General features: G+C 63.8%; 14 protein-coding genes. 13 read left to right on the top strand and 1 reads right to left on the bottom strand.

Going from position 1 to position 19,855, the window contains the following annotated elements:
* Positions 1-11: 11 nt before the first annotated feature.
* The 13 genes from treZ (at position 12) to QRN10_RS23430 (ending at position 19,297) form a co-directional block, all read left to right on the top strand.
* Positions 12-1,757, top strand: coding sequence for a malto-oligosyltrehalose trehalohydrolase (gene treZ / locus QRN10_RS23490; protein WP_285429264.1), 1,746 nt, complete (start codon positions 12-14; stop codon positions 1,755-1,757).
* Positions 1,754-3,838, top strand: coding sequence for a 4-alpha-glucanotransferase (gene malQ / locus QRN10_RS23485; RefSeq protein ID WP_253507873.1), 2,085 nt, complete (start codon positions 1,754-1,756; stop codon positions 3,836-3,838). The genes treZ and malQ overlap by 4 nt, the downstream gene beginning before the upstream one ends.
* Positions 3,835-6,591, top strand: a complete 2,757-nt coding sequence (locus tag QRN10_RS23480) for a malto-oligosyltrehalose synthase (RefSeq protein ID WP_285429263.1) — start codon at positions 3,835-3,837, stop codon at positions 6,589-6,591. The genes malQ and QRN10_RS23480 overlap by 4 nt, the downstream gene beginning before the upstream one ends.
* Before the next feature lie 24 nt (positions 6,592-6,615).
* Entirely contained in the window at positions 6,616-6,882 is a 267-nt protein-coding gene (locus QRN10_RS23475; protein WP_181077814.1) for a DUF2934 domain-containing protein, read from the top strand.
* A 134-nt stretch (positions 6,883-7,016) separates the two neighbouring features.
* Complete coding sequence (gene glgX / locus QRN10_RS23470) at positions 7,017-9,176, top strand: glycogen debranching protein GlgX (RefSeq protein WP_181077816.1); 2,160 nt, start codon at positions 7,017-7,019, stop codon at positions 9,174-9,176.
* Between the two features lies 1 nt (position 9,177).
* Positions 9,178-10,176, top strand: a complete 999-nt coding sequence (locus tag QRN10_RS23465; RefSeq protein ID WP_285429262.1) for an acyl-CoA dehydrogenase family protein — start codon at positions 9,178-9,180, stop codon at positions 10,174-10,176.
* Positions 10,173-10,931 carry a PIG-L deacetylase family protein gene (locus tag QRN10_RS23460; RefSeq protein WP_253507881.1) on the top strand — a complete coding sequence of 253 codons (759 nt, stop codon included), beginning with the start codon at positions 10,173-10,175 and terminating at the stop codon, positions 10,929-10,931. The genes QRN10_RS23465 and QRN10_RS23460 overlap by 4 nt, the downstream gene beginning before the upstream one ends.
* On the top strand, positions 10,928-11,527 hold the full coding sequence (locus tag QRN10_RS23455) for an SAM-dependent methyltransferase (protein WP_181077822.1): 600 nt from the start codon (positions 10,928-10,930) through the stop codon (positions 11,525-11,527). The genes QRN10_RS23460 and QRN10_RS23455 overlap by 4 nt, the downstream gene beginning before the upstream one ends.
* Positions 11,524-12,207, top strand: coding sequence for a glycosyltransferase family 2 protein (locus QRN10_RS23450; protein ID WP_253507885.1), 684 nt, complete (start codon positions 11,524-11,526; stop codon positions 12,205-12,207). The genes QRN10_RS23455 and QRN10_RS23450 overlap by 4 nt, the downstream gene beginning before the upstream one ends.
* Before the next feature lie 153 nt (positions 12,208-12,360).
* Positions 12,361-13,122 carry a PIG-L deacetylase family protein gene (locus QRN10_RS23445; RefSeq protein WP_181077826.1) on the top strand — a complete coding sequence of 254 codons (762 nt, stop codon included), beginning with the start codon at positions 12,361-12,363 and terminating at the stop codon, positions 13,120-13,122.
* Positions 13,123-13,363: 241 nt separating this feature from the next.
* The gene (locus tag QRN10_RS23440) at positions 13,364-15,781 is read left to right on the top strand and encodes an autotransporter family protein (RefSeq protein ID WP_285429261.1); all 2,418 of its coding nucleotides are present in this window, start codon (positions 13,364-13,366) and stop codon (positions 15,779-15,781) included.
* A gap of 137 nt (positions 15,782-15,918) precedes the next feature.
* Positions 15,919-16,953 carry an alpha/beta fold hydrolase gene (locus QRN10_RS23435; protein WP_285429260.1) on the top strand — a complete coding sequence of 345 codons (1,035 nt, stop codon included), beginning with the start codon at positions 15,919-15,921 and terminating at the stop codon, positions 16,951-16,953.
* A gap of 187 nt (positions 16,954-17,140) precedes the next feature.
* On the top strand, positions 17,141-19,297 hold the full coding sequence (locus tag QRN10_RS23430) for a TonB-dependent siderophore receptor (RefSeq protein ID WP_285429259.1): 2,157 nt from the start codon (positions 17,141-17,143) through the stop codon (positions 19,295-19,297).
* Between the two features lie 40 nt (positions 19,298-19,337).
* Here the strand turns inward: QRN10_RS23430 and QRN10_RS23425 are convergent, their stop codons facing one another.
* Positions 19,338-19,835 (bottom strand): DUF2867 domain-containing protein, encoded by a 498-nt coding sequence (locus QRN10_RS23425; RefSeq protein ID WP_219855203.1) that lies wholly within the window; start codon positions 19,833-19,835, stop codon positions 19,338-19,340.
* Between the last annotated feature and the right edge of the window lie 20 nt (positions 19,836-19,855).

Below are 19,855 nucleotides of genomic sequence, written 5' to 3'. Positions count from 1 at the left end.
GGTCTCTATAGATGCCTTTACGGACTCTGGAAACCTGGCCCCACGGCGCAATTATGCTGGACGCGCAACACACGCGTTTCGCCTTGTGGGCGCCAGACGCGTTTTATGTCAGCGTTGAATTGGAAGACGGCAAATCCATCCCCATGCTGTCGCAGGCGGATGGCTGGTTCGAAGTGGAAATCAAGTGCCCGGCGGGCACGCGCTACCGCTTCAATATCGACGGCGAACGGGATGTTCCCGATCCAGCGTCCCGGGCCCAGGCCTCGGACGTTCACGGCTGGAGCCTGGTGGTCGACCCGCTCGCCTACCACTGGCGTCAGTCCAACTGGCAAGGCCGGCCCTGGCACGAGGCAGTCATCTACGAACTGCACGTCGGCGCACTGGGTGGCTACGCCGCTGTTGAGCAACACCTGCCGCGCCTGGCCGAGCTGGGCGTAACCGCCATTGAACTGATGCCCCTGGCGCAGTTTCCCGGCGAACGCAACTGGGGCTACGACGGCGTACTGCCGTATGCCCCGCACACCTCGTACGGCACCCCCGAACAGCTCAAGCACTTGATCGACAGCGGCCATGAACACGGCCTGGCGGTCATTCTTGACGTGGTCTACAACCACTTCGGCCCAGACGGTAATTACCTGGGCCAATATGCCGCGAGCTTCTTCCAGGAAGACGTGCACACCCCTTGGGGCGCGGGCATTGATTTCGAGCGCCGCGAAGTGCGCGATTTCTTCCTCGACAACGCCCTGATGTGGCTGCTCGAATACCGTTTCGACGGCCTGCGCCTGGACGCGGTGCACGCGATCGACAACCCCGGTTTCCTGCAGGAACTGGCCCAACGCGTACGCCAGCAGGTCGACAGCGGGCGCCATGTTTGGCTGATGCTGGAAAACGAACTGAACCAGGCCAGCCTGCTCAAGCATGATTTCGATGCGCAGTGGAACGACGATTTCCACAACGTGCTGCATGTGCTGCTCACCGGCGAAACCGACGCCTACTACAGCGACTTTGCCCAGGACCCCACCGCCAAGCTGGCGCGGTGCCTGGGCGAAGGGTTTATCTATCAGGGCGACACCACCCGCCACGGGCACACCCGTGGCGAGCCGAGCGCGCATCTGCCACCGAGCGCTTTTGTCGCGTTCCTGCAGAACCATGACCAGATCGGCAATCGCGCCCTCGGCGAGCGCCTGCACCAGCTGTGCTCGCCTCAAGCGCTTGAAGCCGCAACAGCCCTGCTGTTGCTGTCGCCGATGATTCCGTTGATGTTCATGGGCGACGAGGCCAATGCGCCCGAGCCGTTTCTGTTTTTCACCGATCACCATGGCGAGCTGGCCGAGGCCGTGCGCGAAGGCCGGCGCAATGAATTCGCCGACTTCGCCGCGTTCCACGACCCCGAGCGACGTGAACGCATCCCCGATCCCAATGCGCTGTCGACCTTTGAACAGTCCAAGCCGACCCTGCCGGATGCGGCTCACCTGCAGCTTTACCGCGAGCTGCTGAGCCTGCGCCGCCGCCACATCGTGCCCCACCTGCCCGGCAGTGTGGCGCTTGGCGCCAGCGTACTCGGCGATAGCGCCGTGAGCGCACGCTGGCGCCTGGGTAACGGCAGCGTGCTGCACATTGACTTGAACCTGAGTGCCACGGCGTTGCCACATCCTGCGTCGCCGCACGTGCTGTTCCAAACGCCGGCCAATCACGGCGCGCAACTGCCGCCGTACAGCGCACGCGTGACCCTATCCCCTGCTGGAGAACACCCTTGAGCGAAGCGAAACTGGAAATCCTCGCCAGCCGCGCGGGCCTGGCCGTCGATTGGATCGACGCCAACGGCCGCCCGCAACGCGTACAACCCGACGCCCTGCGCGCGGTGCTCAAAGGCCTTGGTCATCCGGCCGATAACGACGCCGAGATCGACGCCAGCCTGCATGACCTGGAGCAGGCACAGCAAGACAAACACCTGCCGCCATTGCTGACTGTCGACAGCGGCGAAGGCCTGGACCTGGCACGGTATTTCGAGCCGGACACCCTGTGTCGCGTCCACCTGGAACAAGGCGAAACCCTGGAACTGCGCCTGGATAGCGATGCGGTGTTGCCCGGCGTCGTTGCCCTGGGCTACCACCAGGTGCAAATCAACGACCAGAGCTTCACCCTGGCCGTCGCCCCCGCCCACTGCTACAGCGTGGCCGAAGCGGTGGACAGCCGCCCCGCCCGCGCCTGGGGCATCAGCGCGCAGCTCTACGGCCTGCGGCGTCTCAACGATGGCGGTTTCGGTGACACCCTGGCCCTCGAACACCTGGCCCGCTCGGCCGCCGAGCGGGGCGCCGATGCCCTGGCCATCAGCCCGATGCATGCGATGTTCAGCGCCGACCCGCAACGCTACAGCCCCTACTCGCCATCGAGCAGACTGTTTCTCAACAGCCTGTACGCCTCGCCCGCCTGTATTCTGGGCGAGCGCGAAGTGCGCAATGCCATCGAGGCCCTGGGTATTGCCGATGAGCTGCACGACCTCGAACAGCTCGACCTGATCGACTGGCCCGCCGCCGCCCAGGCCAAGCAGCGCCTGCTACGTGCGCTGTATGAAGATTTCCGCCACGGTCATCACCCGCAGCACGCCGACTTCCTGAGCTTTCGCCAGGCCGGTGGCGAGGCGCTGGAAAACCATTGCCGCTTCGAAGCGGTCCAGGCCATGCGCGCCGCCGCCGGTGAAAGCCTGGACTGGCGCCACTGGCCGCAGGACTGGCGTACCCCGCAAAGCCCGGCGCTGGCGGCATTCGCCGACGAGCACCGCGACGAGATTGGCTACTACGCGTTCACCCAGTGGCTGATTGCACGTTGCCTGGAGCGCGCTCAACAGGCCGCGCGTGGCAGCGGCATGGGCGTCGGCTTGATTGCCGATCTGGCAGTGGGCGCCGACGGCGGCGGCAGCCAGGCCTGGAGTCGCCAGGACGAATTGCTCGCCGACCTCACCGTGGGCGCCCCGCCCGACATTCTTAACCGTGCCGGCCAGGGCTGGGGCATTTCCGCGTTTTCGCCCGAAGGCCTCAAGCGCCACGGTTTTCGCGCCTTTATCGAGATGCTGCGCGCCAACTTCGCCCATGCCGGCGGGCTACGCATCGACCACGTGATGGGCTTGCAACGCCTGTGGGTGATCCCCATGGACGCCTCGCCCAAGGAAGGCGCGTACTTGTATTACCCGGTGGACGACATGCTGCGCCTGCTGGCGCTGGAGTCCCACCGTCACCAGGCCATTGTGCTCGGTGAAGACCTCGGCACGGTGCCCGACGGGCTGCGCGAAAAACTTATCGGCCGCTCCATACTCGGTATGCGCGTGCTGCTGTTCGAGCAAGGCCATGACGGCCAGTTCAAGCCGATCCTCGACTGGCCCGACAACGCCCTCGCCACCACCAGCACCCACGACCTGCCGACTCTCAACGGTTGGTGGCACAGCCGCGACATCGACTGGAATATCCAGCTTGGCCTGATCGACGCGCCGACCGTGGAGCAATGGAGCGAACACCGCCTGCGCGAACGCCAGGCGCTGCGCCAGGCCTTGAGCCAGGACCCGCAGAACTTTGTCGATGAGATCCGCAACGAGACCGACCACATGATCGACGCCAGCGTGCGCTACTTGGGCCACACCCGTGCGCCGCTGGTGCTGCTGCCGCTGGAGGATGCCCTGGGTATTGAAGAACAGGCCAATCTCCCCGGCACCACCGACACCCATCCCAATTGGCGCCGCCGCCTGCCGGGCGAGGCCGCAAGCCTGCTCGACAACGCCGGCGCCGCGCGCCGCCTGGAACTGCTGGCCGTCGCGCGTAACCAAGCCTACGAGCGTGACCGATGAAAGCACTGCCCCTGCGCGCCACTCAGCGCCTGCAATTCCATAAAGGTTTCACCCTGGACGACGCGGTACCGCTGGTGCCGTATTTCGCCCAACTGGGCATCAGCCATTTGTACGCCTCGCCACTGCTCAGCGCGCGTGCCGGTTCCATGCACGGCTACGACGTCGTCGACCCGACGCGGGTCAACCCCGAACTGGGCGGTGAGGACGCGCTGCGCCGTCTGGTCGCGACCCTGCGTGAACACGACATGGGCCTGATCCTGGATATCGTCTCTAACCACATGGCCGTGGGTGGTGCCGATAACCCTTGGTGGCTGGACCTGCTGGAATGGGGCCGCTTGAGCCCCTACAGCGAGTTCTTCGATATCCAGTGGCACTCTCCCGACCCGCTGCTCAAAGGCCAATTGCTGATGCCGTTCCTGGGCAGCGACTACGGCGAAGCCTTGCAGAGCGGTACCTTGACGCTGCATTTCGATGCCGACCACGGAACGTTCTACGTCGAGCATTACGAGCATCGCTTCCCGATCTGCCCACGGGATTACGCACTGATTCTGGGCACCGACGAACCGCTCAAACCGCTGGCGGACCGTTTTGCCGCACTCGCCTACCAGGACGATGCCTACGCCGAAGCCGCGTGGCTCAAACAGGCCCTGGCCGAGCGGGCCACCGAGGTGCTGCCGGCCATCGAGCAGCGCTTGGCCCAGTTCGACGGGCGCGAGGCGGAAGGCTTTGAACGCCTGCATCAATTGTTGGAGCAGCAAGCCTATCGCCTGGCCAGCTGGCGCACGGCGGCGGACGATATCAACTGGCGGCGCTTTTTCGACGTGAATGAGCTGGGTGGCCTGCGCGTGGAACGCAGCGCGGTGTTCGAAGCCACGCACGGCAAGATTTTCGAACTGATCAGCGAAGGCCTGGTGGACGGCCTGCGCATCGACCATATCGACGGCCTGGCCGACCCACGCGGTTATTGCCGCAAGCTGCGGCGCCGGGTCGACACGTTGTCCCCCGAGCGGCACCTGCCGATCTTTGTCGAGAAGATCCTCGGCGAAGGCGAAACCCTGCGTGAAGACTGGCAAGTGGACGGCACCACCGGTTATGAGTTCATGAACCAGCTGTCCTTGCTGCAGCACCAGCCCGAAGGCTTCGAGCCGCTGGCCGAGCTGTGGACGCGCCTGAGTGAACGGCCTTCGGCCTTTATCGAAGAGGCTCGCCTGGCGCGCCAGCAGATTCTGAACGGCTCCCTGGGCGGCGATTTCGAAAGCGTGGCCCAGGCGCTGCTGCAGGTAGCGCGCGACGACGTAATGACCCGCGACCTGACCCTGGGCGCCATCCGCCGCGCGTTGCAGGAGTTGATCGTGCACTTCCCGGTGTACCGCACCTACATCAGCGCTCGCGGCCGCAGCGCCGCAGACGACAAGGTGCTCCAGCAAGCCATGGACGGCGCGCGCAGCACCTTGAGCGAGGGCGACTGGCCGGTGCTCGATCATTTGAAAAAGTGGCTCGGTGGCCAGCCGTGGCGTAACCGCCCCGTGGGGCGTGAACGCAAGATCCTCAAGCATGCCTGCGTTCGCTTCCAGCAACTGACTTCGCCGGCCGCCGCCAAGGCGGTGGAAGACACCGCGTTCTATCGCTCGGCGGTGCTGCTGTCGCGCAACGATGTGGGCTTCAGTACCGAGCAATTCAGTGCGCCGCTGGCCGACTTCCATCAGGTCAACCAGCAGCGCCTGCAGGCGTTCCCGGACAATCTGCTGGCCACCGCGACCCACGACCACAAACGCGGCGAAGACACCCGCGCGCGCCTGGCGGTGCTGAGCGAATGCGCGCCGTGGTACGTGGCCCAAGTTGAAGAGTGGCGCAACCTGGCCGCGCCGCTGCGCGATGACGCCAGCGCGCCGTCGGCCGGTGATGAGCTGATTCTTTACCAAGTGCTGGTGGGCAGTTGGCCGCTGGACCTGGACCCAGGCGCATCGCTGGAGACCTACCAGCAACGCCTCTGGCAGTGGCAACAGAAAGCCCTGCGCGAAGCCAAGTTGCAAAGCAGTTGGAGCGCGCCCAACGAAGCCTATGAACAAGCGGTCGAGGCGTTCCTCTCGCGCCTGTTATTGACCGATGCCGGTCGGCCGTTGCGCACCGCGATTGGCGCCGCCGCCCAGGCGATCGCCCCGGCCGGCGCCTTGAACGGCCTGGCGCAAACCTTGCTTCGCATGACCGTGCCGGGTGTGCCGGACCTGTACCAGGGCGCGGAGTTCTGGGACTTCAGCCTGGTGGACCCGGACAACCGTCGCCCGGTGGATTTCACTGCACGCCAACAGGCGCTGAATGCCTCGCCGGGCACCGATCAACTGCTGTCCAGCTGGCATGAAGGGCCTATCAAGCAGGCGCTGATCAGCCAGGTGCTGGGCCTGCGCAATGCCCATCCGGAGCTGTTCCGCCAGGGCAGCTACACGCCCCTGGAGGTGGTCGGTCAGCATGCCGAACGGGTGGTTGCGTTCAGCCGCGAGCATCAGGGCAAACAGCTGGTGGTGCTGGTCCCACGCTGGTCCCACGCGCTGCTTGAAAACAGTGTGCAGCCGCTGATCCCTGCGCAGGTTTGGGGCGATACCCGGGTGAAATTACCGTTCGCCGCGTCAACGCAAAACTGGAAGGGACTTTTTCAGACAGGCGCAGTCACACCAGACAAGGAGCTGTTGATCAGCACTGCGCTGGGGGAATTCCCGGTCAATGTCTTTATTAATTCTGATGATCAAGAAAGCTGAACATTTTCTGTGAGGAGCATTGCGATGAGTACTGAAGACAAACGCATCCGCGAATTGGCGCATCAGATCTGGGAGTCCGAGGGCAAGCCCCACGGTGAGGACGCGCGTCACTGGGAGATGGCGCGCAAGCTGGCCGAATCCGAAGCCTTGACGCCCAGCAAACCCAAGCCTGCGGCCAAGCCCAAGGCCACCGCCAAGCCGGCGCCCAAGCCCAAGCCTGCCGCGGCCGCCAGTAAGCCCGCCGCCCCCGCGGCAAAGAAACCTGCGGCAGCGAAAAAGCCCAAGCCTTAACCAGCCTATCGATGCCCGACCCTCCTGCCGACCCAGTCGGTGGGAGTTCATCTTCACTCTCTACCGTATTCGCTGAAACTTTGTCAGCACGGCCGCACTCGGCCCGAAAAAAGACCCCTTCCAGGAGCAACACCATGAGCAAACCGGATAAAACCCCATCGACGCCGGGCAATGAGCCGTCGCGGATTCGTGAAGGTTTGCCCTTCCCCCTCGGCGCTACGTGGGACGGCCTGGGCGTCAACTTTGCGCTGTTCTCGGCCAATGCCACCAAGGTCGAACTGTGCCTGTTCGACGACAGCGGTGAAGTGGAACTGGAGCGCATCGAGCTGCCGGAATACACCGATGAAATCTTCCACGGTTACCTGCCCGACGCCCACCCCGGGCTGATTTACGGCTACCGCGTATACGGCCCTTACGATCCAGCCAACGGCCACCGTTTCAACCATCACAAATTGCTGATCGACCCCTATGCCAAGCAGCTGGTGGGCGAACTCAAATGGTCCGAAGCGCTGTTCGGCTACACCATCGGCCACCCCGATGACGACCTCAGCTTCGACGAACGCGACAGCGCGCCATTCGTGCCAAAGTGCAAGGTCATCGACCCCGCCCACACCTGGGGCAACGACCAACCGGTGCGCGTGCCGTGGGATCGCACGATCATTTACGAAACCCACCTGCGCGGCATCAGCATGCGTCACCCGTCCGTAGGCGAATCGGTGCGTGGCACCTGCGCCGGCCTGATGGAAGACGATGTGCTCAAGCACATTCGCCAGTTAGGGGTTTCCTCAGTGGAACTGTTGCCGGTGCATGCCTTTGTCAACGACCAGCACCTGCTGGAAAAAGGCATGACCAACTACTGGGGCTACAACAGCATCGCGTTCTTCGCCCCGGACCCGCGCTACCTGGCCAGCGGCAAGATTGCCGAGTTCAAGGAGATGGTCGCCCATCTGCACGAACAGAAGCTGGAAGTGATTCTGGACGTGGTCTACAACCACACCGCCGAAGGCAATGAACGTGGCCCGACCCTGTCCATGCGCGGCATCGACAACGCCTCTTACTATCGCCTGATGCCCGATGACAAGCGCTTCTACATCAATGACTCCGGCACCGGCAACACCCTGGACCTGAGCCACCCGTGCGTGCTGCAAATGGTCACGGACTCCCTGCGCTACTGGGCCACGGAAATGCACGTGGACGGTTTCCGTTTTGACCTGGCCACCATCCTCGGGCGTTATCGCGACGGCTTCGACGAGCGCCACAGTTTCCTTGTGGCCTGCCGCCAGGACCCGGTCCTGCGCCAGCTGAAAATGATCGCCGAACCCTGGGACTGCGGCCCCGGCGGCTATCAGGTGGGCAACTTCCCGCCGGGCTGGGTGGAATGGAACGACCGCTTCCGCGACACCGTGCGTGCTTTCTGGAAAGGCGATGACGGCCAACTGGCGGACTTCGCCGGGCGCATGACCGCCTCCGGCGAGATGTTCAACCACCGTGGGCGCCGGCCGTACAGCTCGGTGAACTTCATCACCGCCCACGACGGTTTCACCTTGCACGACCTGGTGTCGTACAACGATAAGCACAACGAAGCCAACGACGAAAACAATCAGGACGGCAGCAATAACAATCTGTCCTGGAACCACGGCGTCGAAGGCCCTACCGACGATCCGGAAATCAACGCCCTGCGCCTGCGCCAGATGCGTAACTTTTTCGCCACTCTGCTGCTGGCCCAAGGCACGCCGATGATCGTCGCCGGTGACGAATTCGCCCGCACCCAGCACGGCAATAACAACGCCTATTGCCAGGACAGTGAGATTGGCTGGGTCAACTGGGACCTGGATGACGACGGCAAAGCCCTGCTCAAGTTCGTCAAGCGCTTGATCAAACTGCGCCTGGCCTACCCGATCCTGCGTCGTGGCCGCTTCCTGGTGGGCGATTACAACGAAGACATCGGCGTGAAAGACGTCACCTGGCTCGCGCCGGACGGCAACGAAATGAGCACTGAGCAGTGGCAGGACAGTAATGGCCGTTGCCTGGGCATGCTGATGGACGGCCGCGCTCAGGAAACCGGGATTCGCCGTGCCGGTGCCGACGCCACCTTGTTGCTGGTGGTCAACGCCCACCACGACATGGTCAATTTCCGTCTGCCACCGGTGCCCGAAGGCGAGTTCTGGACGTGCCTGCTGGACACCAACGACACGGCGATCAAGGCCCAGGAGCGCTTTGACTTCGATCACGAGTACGCCGTGACAGGCCGCTCACTCCTGCTGTTCGAATTGCAGCGCGACGACGAGGTGTGAAATGGCCTGGCAGGGAAGCCTTCACGGCTACCGCAGCTATGCGGACACTGAGGCGCTCGGCACAGCGCTGAGCGCCCTGGTGGCGCAGGGGGCGGATCAACTGCCCCTGCCCGGCAGCGGCCGCACCCTGGAGCGATTCAGGGCGCTGGCCGTCGTGGCCGGACACGACTTGCGCCTGTGCAAGTTGTTTGAAGGCCACACCGATGCCTTGGCAATCATGGCCGAACTCGACAGCCCGCCACCGCCCCAGGGAAGTACCTGGGGCACATGGGCCGCCGAGCCGCCCACGGCCAAGGTGCACGTTCAACACGACGGCCATCGTTTGCGGGTGCACGGGCGTAAAGCCTGGTGCTCCGGCGCGGCGGTGGTCAGTCATGGTTTATTGACCGCCTGGGATGAGCAAGGCCGCCAGCAATTGGTGGCGGTGCCTATGCAACAACCGGGCGTAAGCGTCACCCATGAAGGCTGGCACGCGGTGGGCATGGCCGCCACCGGCAGTGTCGAGGTGATCTTCGACAATGCCGGCGCTATGGCGGTGGGCGGTCCCGGTGACTACCTTGCCCGTCCCGGTTTCTGGCAAGGCGGAGTCGGCATCGCGGCGTGCTGGTACGGCGCGGCCCAACGCCTGGGCCAGGTGCTGCAACAGCACTGCGCCCGGCGCGCCGAGCCCCATGCCTTGGCGCACTTGGGCGCGGTGGACAGTGCGTTGCACGCCGCCGCCTGTGTATTGCGCGCGGCGGCCGAATGCATCGACCGCGAGCCCGGCGCCGATGCCAGGGAATTGGCCCGGCGCGCACGCGCCTGCATCGAAGACAGCGTCGAACAGGTGATGCGGCATGTCGGCCGCGCCGTGGGGGCCGGGCCGTACTGCCAGGACCCCCACGTGGCGCAGTTGATGGCCGACCTGCCGGTCTACATCCGTCAGAGCCACGCCGAACGCGACCTGGCCGCCCTGGGCGAATGGGTCGCCGCCCAACCCACAGGCAGGTGGCAGCTATGAAAGCCAATCCTATCGTCGGCCAGGGCACGCCGCTGCAGCATTGGCAGACCTCACCGCGCATGGCGGCGCTGGCTACCATCAGCGTCGAAGCGTTGGTTCCCGAGGGGCATCGCGCGGTGATTATCGCGCCCCACCCCGATGACGAAGTGCTCGGCTGCGGCGGCCTGTTGCAAGGCCTGGCGGCGCTGGAGCGGCCCATCCTATTGATTTCGGTCACCGACGGCAGTGCCAGCCACCCCGGTTCCCAGCGCTGGCCGGTGGAGCGCCTGAGCGTGGTGCGCCCGCAGGAGTCGGCGCAGGCCCTGCATCGCCTGGGCGTGCCGCTGCACAGTCTCAAATGGTTGCGCGCCGGCTTCAGCGACAGCCAAGTGGCGGCGCGCGAGGACGAGCTGGCCGCGTTTATTCAGCGTTATGTGAAACCCACCGACGTGCTGTTCACCACTTGGCGCGAAGACGGCCATTGCGACCACGAAGCCGTCGGCCGTGCCAGCGCGCGGGCCGCCGAAACGACGGGCGCGCGACTGTATGAACTGCCGGTGTGGACCTGGCACTGGGCAACCGCAGAAGACCGTATGGTGCCGTGGCATCGTGCGCGCAAGATCCCCCTCACCTGTGAAGCGGTGGCTCGCAAGCGCCACGCCATCCATGCATTCGCCAGCCAACTGGAAGGCGACCCGCAGATCGGCCTGCCGCCGGTGCTGGCGCCGTATGTGGTGGAGCGCCTGCTGCAACCTTTTGAAGTGGTATTCGTATGAGTGTGGCTACACCTTATTTCGACCAATTGTTCGCTGAAAACGATGACCCCTGGGCTTTTCGCCAGCGCTGGTACGAGCGGCGTAAACGCGCCCTGACCCTGGCGCTGCTGACCAAGCCACGCTACGCGTCGATCTTCGAGCCCGGCTGCGCCAATGGCGAGTTGAGCGTTGAACTGGCAGCGCGCTGCGATCGCCTGCTGTGCTGTGACACTGCGGCGGCGGCGGTAGCTCTGGCGCGCACGCGGCTGTTGGGCTGCCCCCATGCACAGGTGCGCCAGAGTCGATTGCCCGCGCAGTGGCCTGCCGGCCAGTACGAGCTGATTGTGCTCAGCGAGCTGTGCTATTACCTGGACGCCGACGACCTGGGCCGCCTGATCGAGCGCGCCCTCGCCTGCCTGAGCGCCGATGGGCAGATCCTGGCCTGCCACTGGCGCCCGCCCATCGAGGGTTGCCCGCAAACCGCCGAGCAGGTGCATGCCCTGCTGGAAGCGCGGCTGGGGATGCCGCGTATCGCCAGCCATCACGACCACGACTTTCTCCTTGACCTGTGGAGCCGCGACGGCACCTCGGTCGCCACCCTTGAGGGCCTGCGATGATCGGCATTCTGATTCCGGCGCACAACGAACAAGCGCTGTTGGCCGAGTGCCTGGACGCCGCGCTGAAAGCGGCCCGTCACCCCGATCTGCTGGGCGAAACGGTGCAGATCCTGGTCATGCTCGACAGTTGCAGCGATGGCAGCGCCGCGATTGTCCAGGCCTACCCGGTGCAGTGCCTGGAAGTTCAGGCACGCAATGTCGGGCACGCCCGGGGCGTCGGCGCGCGGCATCTGCTGGACCTGGGCGCGCGCTGGATCGCCTGCACCGATGCCGACAGCCGCGTGGCCCCGGACTGGCTGGTGGCACAGTTGGCGCTGGAAGCCGATGCGGTGTGCGGAACCGTCACGGTAGACGCCTGGAGCGAAGGGTTCGACCCCGCCGCGCAGATCCGCTACCACCAGGGCTACGAAGCGCGTGACGGTCATCGGCATATCCACGGCGCCAACCTGGGCGTGAGCGCCGACGCCTATATCCGTGCCGGTGGCTTTGAGCCCTTGGCCTGCCATGAAGATGTGCAACTGGTGCGTGACCTGGAGCGCTGCGGCGCATCGATTGCCTGGAGCCATCGTCCGCAGGTGATCACCAGCGCACGCCTGGAAGCCCGAGCCACGGGCGGTTTTGGCGATTACTTGAAAAGTCTGTTGGCCGGCGCTGAAAAAAACGCCGTGGCGCCACGGTAAAGCGCGGGATCCTTGTCTATGCTGAGGACGCCTTGCTGGTAATTCAGGGTTGAATTGCCATGCACCCATCACGGCGGAGTCCGTGGTGACTATAAGAGAGTCGTCCCGTCAACGGGGTACGACCGCGTCTCACTCGACAAGGATGTGACACCCATGAAGCCTGCCTCGCTGAGCGAAGGCCGTCGCGGCCCCGCCCAAATCTGGAACAGTGCGCCGCAACTGGCGCAAATCCCCCTTGTCGCCCCCACCGCCCTGGTACCACCCGGTGCGCGCGTGGTGGTGGTTGCGCCCCACCCTGGCGACGAAGTGCTCGCATGCGGGGGGCTGCTGCAACTGTTCAGTCAACTGGAACACCCTCTGCAACTGATCTCCATCACCGACGGCAGCGCCAGCCACCCAGGCTCCCTGGTCTGGCCGGCGAGCCGCCTGAGCGTGGTGCGCCCGCAGGAAAGCGCCGAAGCGCTGCGGCGCCTGGGCATGCCGTTGCACAGCCTGAAGTGGATTCGCGGCGGTTTCTGCGACAACGCGCTGGCGGGCCGCGAACCGCAGTTGAGCCAATTCATTGCGCGCTACCTGCACCCTGGCGACGTGGTGTTCACGACCTGGTGCAACGATGGCAACCGTGACCACGACGCCGTCGGCCGCGCCACGGCCACGGCCTGCGACCTGATAGGCGCACGACTGTATGAATTGCCGGTATGGGCCTGGCACGGCCCGGTCCGCCAGGCGGCGACAGTGCCTTGGCCAAGGGCGCGCAAAGTGCGCCTCGACACCTGGAGCGTGGCGCGCAAGCTTCACGCGGTACACGCTTATGCCAGCCAACTGGCCGGCGATCCGGAGATCGGCCTGGCGCCGATCCTTGCCCACGTGCTGCTGGAGCGCATGCGCGAGCCGTATGAAATCGTATTGATCTAAGCTCGTCTGTACCTGTTATTTCTGACAGTAGCGTGGGATTGCAAAGCTGACTACCGTTGAAAAAGCGCTGTACCCCTTCAGGTGCAGTCGAGAAAGCCATGCCAACTCCCTGCATTGGCCGGTGTTTTCGAACAGGTAACCCGCACTCCCTGCTCCGTATCGCGCAACGCGTTGCCATGGTCTGGCCCGCACCCCCTGCCACGGGTGCTGGAGTAACCGAGCCTTTCAGCGAGGACGAATCATGCGTACACGGATGCTTCTTCTGCTGCACCTGCTTGCACTGGCGGCGACGCCATTGGCCTCTTACGGCGCATGCAGCATCAACAACACCCCCGGCAATGACACTTCCACCTGTGACAGCGGATCGACTCCCGGCTTCATCGACACCGGTGGCAATAACAGCCTCACGGTGAGCGGCACGGGCCAGGTGTCAGGGTCCGTGACCTTCGGTGCAGGCAACGATAGGACCGAGATCAACGGCCCGGGCGCCAAAATCGTTGGCGGACTGAGCCAAGGAGCGGGCATTGACGACTTCATCATGAGCAGCGGCGAAGTCAAGTTTGTGGATCAGGGTGACGGCCTGGATACCTTCAGGATGACAGGCGGTGTGATTGTCGATGAGTTCAGCGCCGGCGATTACGCCGTCATGACGGGAGGCACCATCGGCAACGTGAATATGAGGCTCGACGACAATACGTTTCTTATGTCCGGCGGCAAAATCCTGCGCAACCTTATCACCGGCTTCGGAACGGACTTGGTCAGACTCTCGGGCGACGCAGAAGTGGTGGGCAATATCAGCGTCAGCGGCGGCGACGATACCGTGGAAATCCTGGGAGGCAAGGTCGGCGGAAACGTCCTGCTCAGCGCGGGCAACGATAAGTTCCTCTGGTCCGGTGGCACGCTGGGGAAGCTCGTGGACGCTGGCTTGGATGACGATATTGCGGTGCTGCGGAACCTGACCGATGCGAACCTGGCGAAGACCATACTGGACGGCAGTCTGGGCAACGATAAGCTGATCGTCGATAACAGCCGGGTCAGCAATAATCCAGACCAGTACGTGAACTGGGAAACCGTGAATTTGACCAATGGGACGACGTTTACGCTCGAGGGTAAATTCGTGCTGGGCGATAGCGCCTCGAACACCGGCACCCTGACCATTGATAAGACCAGTGCAATCCTGACCGGCACGGGCTTCATCAACTCCCTTGGCGGTAAGCCAGTGACGCTGGACAACCAGGGCCTGATCGACATGACGGGCAATACCCGCGCCAGCGACTCACTGACCGTCAGCGGCACCTACAAAGGCAACGGCGGCCGGCTCGCGCTGCAAAGCGTGTTGGGCGCCGACGGTTCGGCCAGTGACAAACTGGTGGTCAACGGCGGCCCGATACAGGGCACTACGCCGATCGACATTAAGAACCTGAACGGTGCCGGCGCACAGACCGTGCAGAACTGCATCCTGGTGGTCGAGGCCATCAACAATGCCAGCGGCGCGGCCAGCGCATTCAGCCTCGGCAAGCCCGTGTCCGCCGGTGCGTACGACTACTACCTGTTCAAGGGCGGCGTCACAGCCGGCACCTCGGAAAACTTCTACCTGCGCTCGACCGTCCCGGCCAAACCGACCGACCCGGTCATCACCCCCGTGCCTACGCCCGACCCCGAGGGGCCGCCGCTGCCGCCCAACCCCGGCATAACGCCGCTGCCGATTTATCGGCCGGAAGTGTCGGTGTACGCGGTGCTGTTCCCTGCCGCCCAGCAGATGGTGCAGGACATGCTGGGTACCTACCACGAACGCATGGGTGACCAGAGCCAGCAACAGCAGACCGGCGCATTTCCGGCGGGCTGGGGCCGTGTGTATGGCAACAGCCGCCGCCAGGGCTTCACCGGCACCGTCAGCCCGTCGCTGAACAGTTCCGTATCGGGCTTCCAGATAGGCAGCGATGTCTACGCAGGCCAGCTCGACAAAGGCCTGCAGCACCGCGTGGGGTTCTTTGTCGGCCACAGCACCCTCAAAGGCAACGTCAAAGGGTTCAGCGATGCCCGGCTGGACCAGGACACGGGCAAGACGACCCTGCGCGGTGACAGCCTGGGCCTCTACTGGACGTTGATCGGCGCCAACCAGGCATACCTCGACCTGGTGCTGATGGGTACCCGCTTCGACGGTCACAACGAATCAGACCGTGGCGTGAAGATGAAAACCCGTGGGCATAACCTCACCGCTTCGGCCGAAGTCGGCTGGCCGCTGCCGATCAGCGACACCTGGGTGGTTGAACCGCAGGCTCAGGTCATCGTCGGCAAGACCCGGCTGGATCGGCAAAACGACGGCATCTCCGATGTGTCCTATGACGCCGATACCAGCCTCACCACGCGCCTGGGCGTGCGCCTGCGCGGCGACTATCAGGTCAGCGGCATGCCGTTGCAGCCCTATGCACGGGCCAACGTCTGGCACACCCGCGCCGGCCAGAACACCGTGCGGTTCGACGATGTCACCGACATCGACACCGAACAGAAGTCCACCACCCTGGGGCTGAGTGCCGGCGCCACGCTCAAGGTTGCCACGGGCGTCAGCCTCTACAGCGAGGTGGGCTACAGCCGGAACCTGGACAGCAACACGTTTAATGGCCGCCAGGGCACGCTGGGCCTGAGAATGGAGTTCTAGCAAACCTGTGTATCGCAGTATGTATAGCGCCCACTGCGATACAAAACCTTTAACCCGGCGAGTTTTCCGAAACAGGCCAGATACAGCGCGGCGTTCAACTGGGTGCCAGGTATCCATCGCGCCGCAGGAGGCTCGCCATGCACAATCCATCGACACGCCGCTTCATACGTCATCCACTCGCCCTGGCCTTCGCGCTGTTGCCCTTGGGCATGATCGGCCTGGCCCGGGCCGAAATGCCCGAGGTGAACACACCGATGCAAACCGCCCCGTCATCCGGGCTGGGCGCGCTCAAGCACATCAAGGCCGGCCTGCTGGATGTGGCCTACGCGGAGGTCGGCCCAGCCGACGGCCCGGTCGTAATCCTGCTGCATGGCTGGCCCTACGATATCGACAGCTATGCCCAGGTCGCGCCATTGCTCGCGGCCAAGGGTTACCGCGTACTGGTCCCCTACGCCCGCGGTTACGGCGGCACCCGGTTTGTGTCGGACGCGACCCCGCGCAACGGTCAACCGGCGGCGTTGGCCAGGGATGTGATCGACTTTATGGACGCGCTGAACATCCGGCGCGCGGTGCTCGGCGGCTATGACTGGGGCGCACGCTCAGCGGATATCGTCTCGGCGCTGTGGCCCGAACGCGTCAAGGCGCTGGTCTCGGTCAGCGGCTACCTGATCGGCAACCAGGCCGCCGGCCAGACCCCCCTGCCGCCCAAGGCTGAGCAGCAATGGTGGTATCAGTTCTACTTCGCCACCGAGCGCGGCGCCGCCGGTTATCGCAAGAACACTCACGATTTCGCCAAGCTGATCTGGCAGACCGCGTCGCCGAAGTGGGCCTTTGACGACGCCACCTTCGAACGCAGTGCCAAAGGCCTGGACAACCCCGATCACGTGGCCATCACCCTGTTCAACTACCGCTGGCGCCTGGGTCTGGTGAAGGGCGACGCCCACTACGAACCCCTGGAACAGCAACTGGCCAAAGCCCCTGCTATCCAGGTTCCTACCATCACCCTGGAAGGCGATGCCAACGGTGCTCCGCACCCGGCGCCCGAGGACTACGCCAAACGCTTTACCGGCAAATACCAGTTCCGCCTGATCAACGGCGGCATCGGCCACAACCTGCCGCAGGAAGCGCCCGAGGCATTTGCCAAGGCGGTAATCGACGCCGATCACCTGTGATGAAGCACCAATGGCTGGCGCCCTTTTCCCGTGGGTTGCAGGAGAAGCAGTATCCAGCGATGTGAAAAATTCGTTAACTAATTCTGTCCCAAGGCTTTTTCCTACAGACTCAATCTGCCAAACTCACGCGAATAATTCTCAACACCTTTATCATTAGCCACGGACGGCACGCGGGAGAGTCAGTTTCATGTCTGTGCAATCACCTGGCGGCAATGTTTTTTCACTCAGTCTGATGACCTTGGCGGTGTGCCTGGCCACCCCACACGCGGCGCTCGCCGACACCCCGGCACCGGCCGCCACGCTGGAATTGGGCGCCACGCAGATCTCCGGCGAAGGCCAACTGGGTGAAACCACCGAAGGCACGCAGTCCTACACCACTGGCTCGATGAAGACCGCGACCAAGCTGCCGCTGACCCTGCGCGAAACCCCACAGGCGGTCACCGTGGTGACGCGTCAGCGCATGGACGACCAGGCGATGACCAGCATCAACGACGTGGTCAACGCCACGCCGGGCCTGTTCCTGAACTACTCCAACGGCCCTGGTCGGCAGTCCTACACCTCGCGTGGCTTCGATATCGATAACCTGATGTACGACGGTATCCCAAGTGGCTACAACGGTGCGTCGGTGGGCGCGCAGCCGAACCTGGCGATGTTCGACCGCGTCGAAGTGGTGCGCGGCGCCACCGGCCTGGTCACTGGCGCGGGCAACCCGTCAGCAGCCATCAATATGGTGCGCAAGCGCCCGCTGGATGAGCAGAAGGTCACCCTCACCGGCGCCGCCGGCAGCTGGGACGATTATCGCGGTGAACTCGACGCCTCCAGCCCGCTCAACGACAGCGGCACCCTGCGCGGCCGAGTGGTGACGTCCTACCGTGATGCCAACAGCTTTATCGACAAAGCCGAAAACAGTCATGGTCTGTTCTACGCCGTCACCGAAGCCGATCTGAGTGAAGACACCACCCTGACCCTGGGTTTCTCCAATCAGAAGGATAAGACCAACTACTTCTGGGGCGCCTCGATGATCGGCCAGGACGGCCACCACCTGGATCTGTCGCGGTCTTACAACCCCGGCACCGACTGGGAAAACAAGGATCAGGAAATCAACACAGTCTTCGCCGAACTGCGCCAGCACCTGGCCAATGACTGGAATCTGCAGGTCAACGCCAACTACGCCGAACAGAACGCATTATTCTCCGGTTCGTATCAGTCGCGCTGGGTCAACAACACCCTGGCACGCACGGTGTACCAGGCCAAGTACGATGAAAACCAGGCCGGGGTCGACGCCTTCGTCAGCGGCCCGTTCCAGGCATTCGGGCGCAGCCATGAACTGGTGGTCGGCGCGAGCAAGCGCATCTACGACATGACCACCCACAACTACAGCCCCTACGACACCAACTGGCCGCTGACGGCGGGCAAACCGGACTTCGTGCACACCAACAACGAGCGCGAAGTCACCACTCAGGACAGCGTCTACGCCACCACCCGCCTGAGCCTGGCCGACCCGTTGAAGTTGATCCTCGGCGGGCGCCTGGACTGGTACGACTACGATAACCGCGATGGCGACGGCGACTACCACGTCACCCGCAACCTCACCCGCTACGCCGGCCTGATCTACGAGCTGGACGATAACCACTCGGTGTACGTCAGCTACAGCGACATCTTCACCCCGCAAAAAGAAAAGGACACCGGCGCCGCGCCGCTCAAGCCTATCGTCGGCAAGAACTATGAGGTCGGCATCAAGGGCGAATACCTGGGCGGTGCGTTGAACGCCAGCGTCGCGCTGTTCCGCATCGACCAGGAGAACCGCGGTGTGCAGGTGGTGGTACCGAACTGCCCGCAGGCCTCATGCTACGAAGCCTCCGGTGAGATCCGCAGCCAGGGTATCGACTTCGAACTGCAGGGCGCATTGACCGAAAACTGGCAGGTCGGCGGTGGCTACACCTACGCACGCACCCACACCATCAAGGACGACGCCAAACCGCAGTTGGTCAACAAGCAGTTCGATACCGACGTCCCGGAACACCTGTTCAAGTTGACCACCCGCTACAACTTCCAGGGCCCACTGGAAAAACTGCGGGTGGGCGGCAACATCTCCTGGCAGAGCCGCCTGTACAACGACATCGCGTTGGCCGACGGCAGCACCTACCGCCTGCAACAAGGCGCCTACGCCGTCACCGACCTGATGGCCGGCTACAAGGTCAACGACCACCTCGACCTGCAGGTCAACGCCAACAACATCTTCGACCGTCGCTATTATTCCACCATCGCCAACTCGGCGAGCTACGGCGGCGACGCCTACGGCAACCCGCGCAACATGATGCTGACGGCCAAATACAGCTTCTGAGGTTCCAGGCAACGCGCGCCGGCGGACACTACCGCCGGCGCTAGTGCTGACGGCGGCAACGCATCAGCGTTGCCCGCACCACCAGCTTGTGAAACGGGCGAATCAGCACAATGTAGACACGCCCCAGTCGATTGTGGGTGTGCACCGCCGTCGTGGCGATCAGGACTTCACCCTGCTCGTCGCGCCGTCGAAGCAGCGAAAGACGAAAATCCAGGTGGCTGTCATTTTCCCCCAGCACCATCTCGTCAGCGCTTTGCTCAAGCACCGGGAAAAAGTCGATATGGGCTTTATCGGAATGCGCGCGTCGCACCTCGCCGGAGGTCCGTACGCCCAACGGCCCCATCACACCATCGCGGATCGCTATCAGCACCTTGAACCACACAGGCGGCGAACCCAAGGCGCGTACGGCGAGGTCATTGATGGAGACGTCAGCCGCCTCGATAGGCACGACAAAACTGTCAAGCAACTGCGCGTTCGCGTACCAGTCACGGATCAGGCTTTCTGGCGGTGGATCGATAGGCCGGGCAAGCATCGTCATGTGAGGGGGTTCCCTGAATG

It is taken from the genome of Pseudomonas sp. lyk4-R2A-8 (genome assembly GCF_030209095.1).
Classification (GTDB): Bacteria; Pseudomonadota; Gammaproteobacteria; order Pseudomonadales; family Pseudomonadaceae; genus Aquipseudomonas; species Aquipseudomonas quebecensis.
The sequence above is the reverse complement of the archived record's forward strand: the minus strand, read 5'-3'. Positions and strand labels throughout refer to the sequence as shown.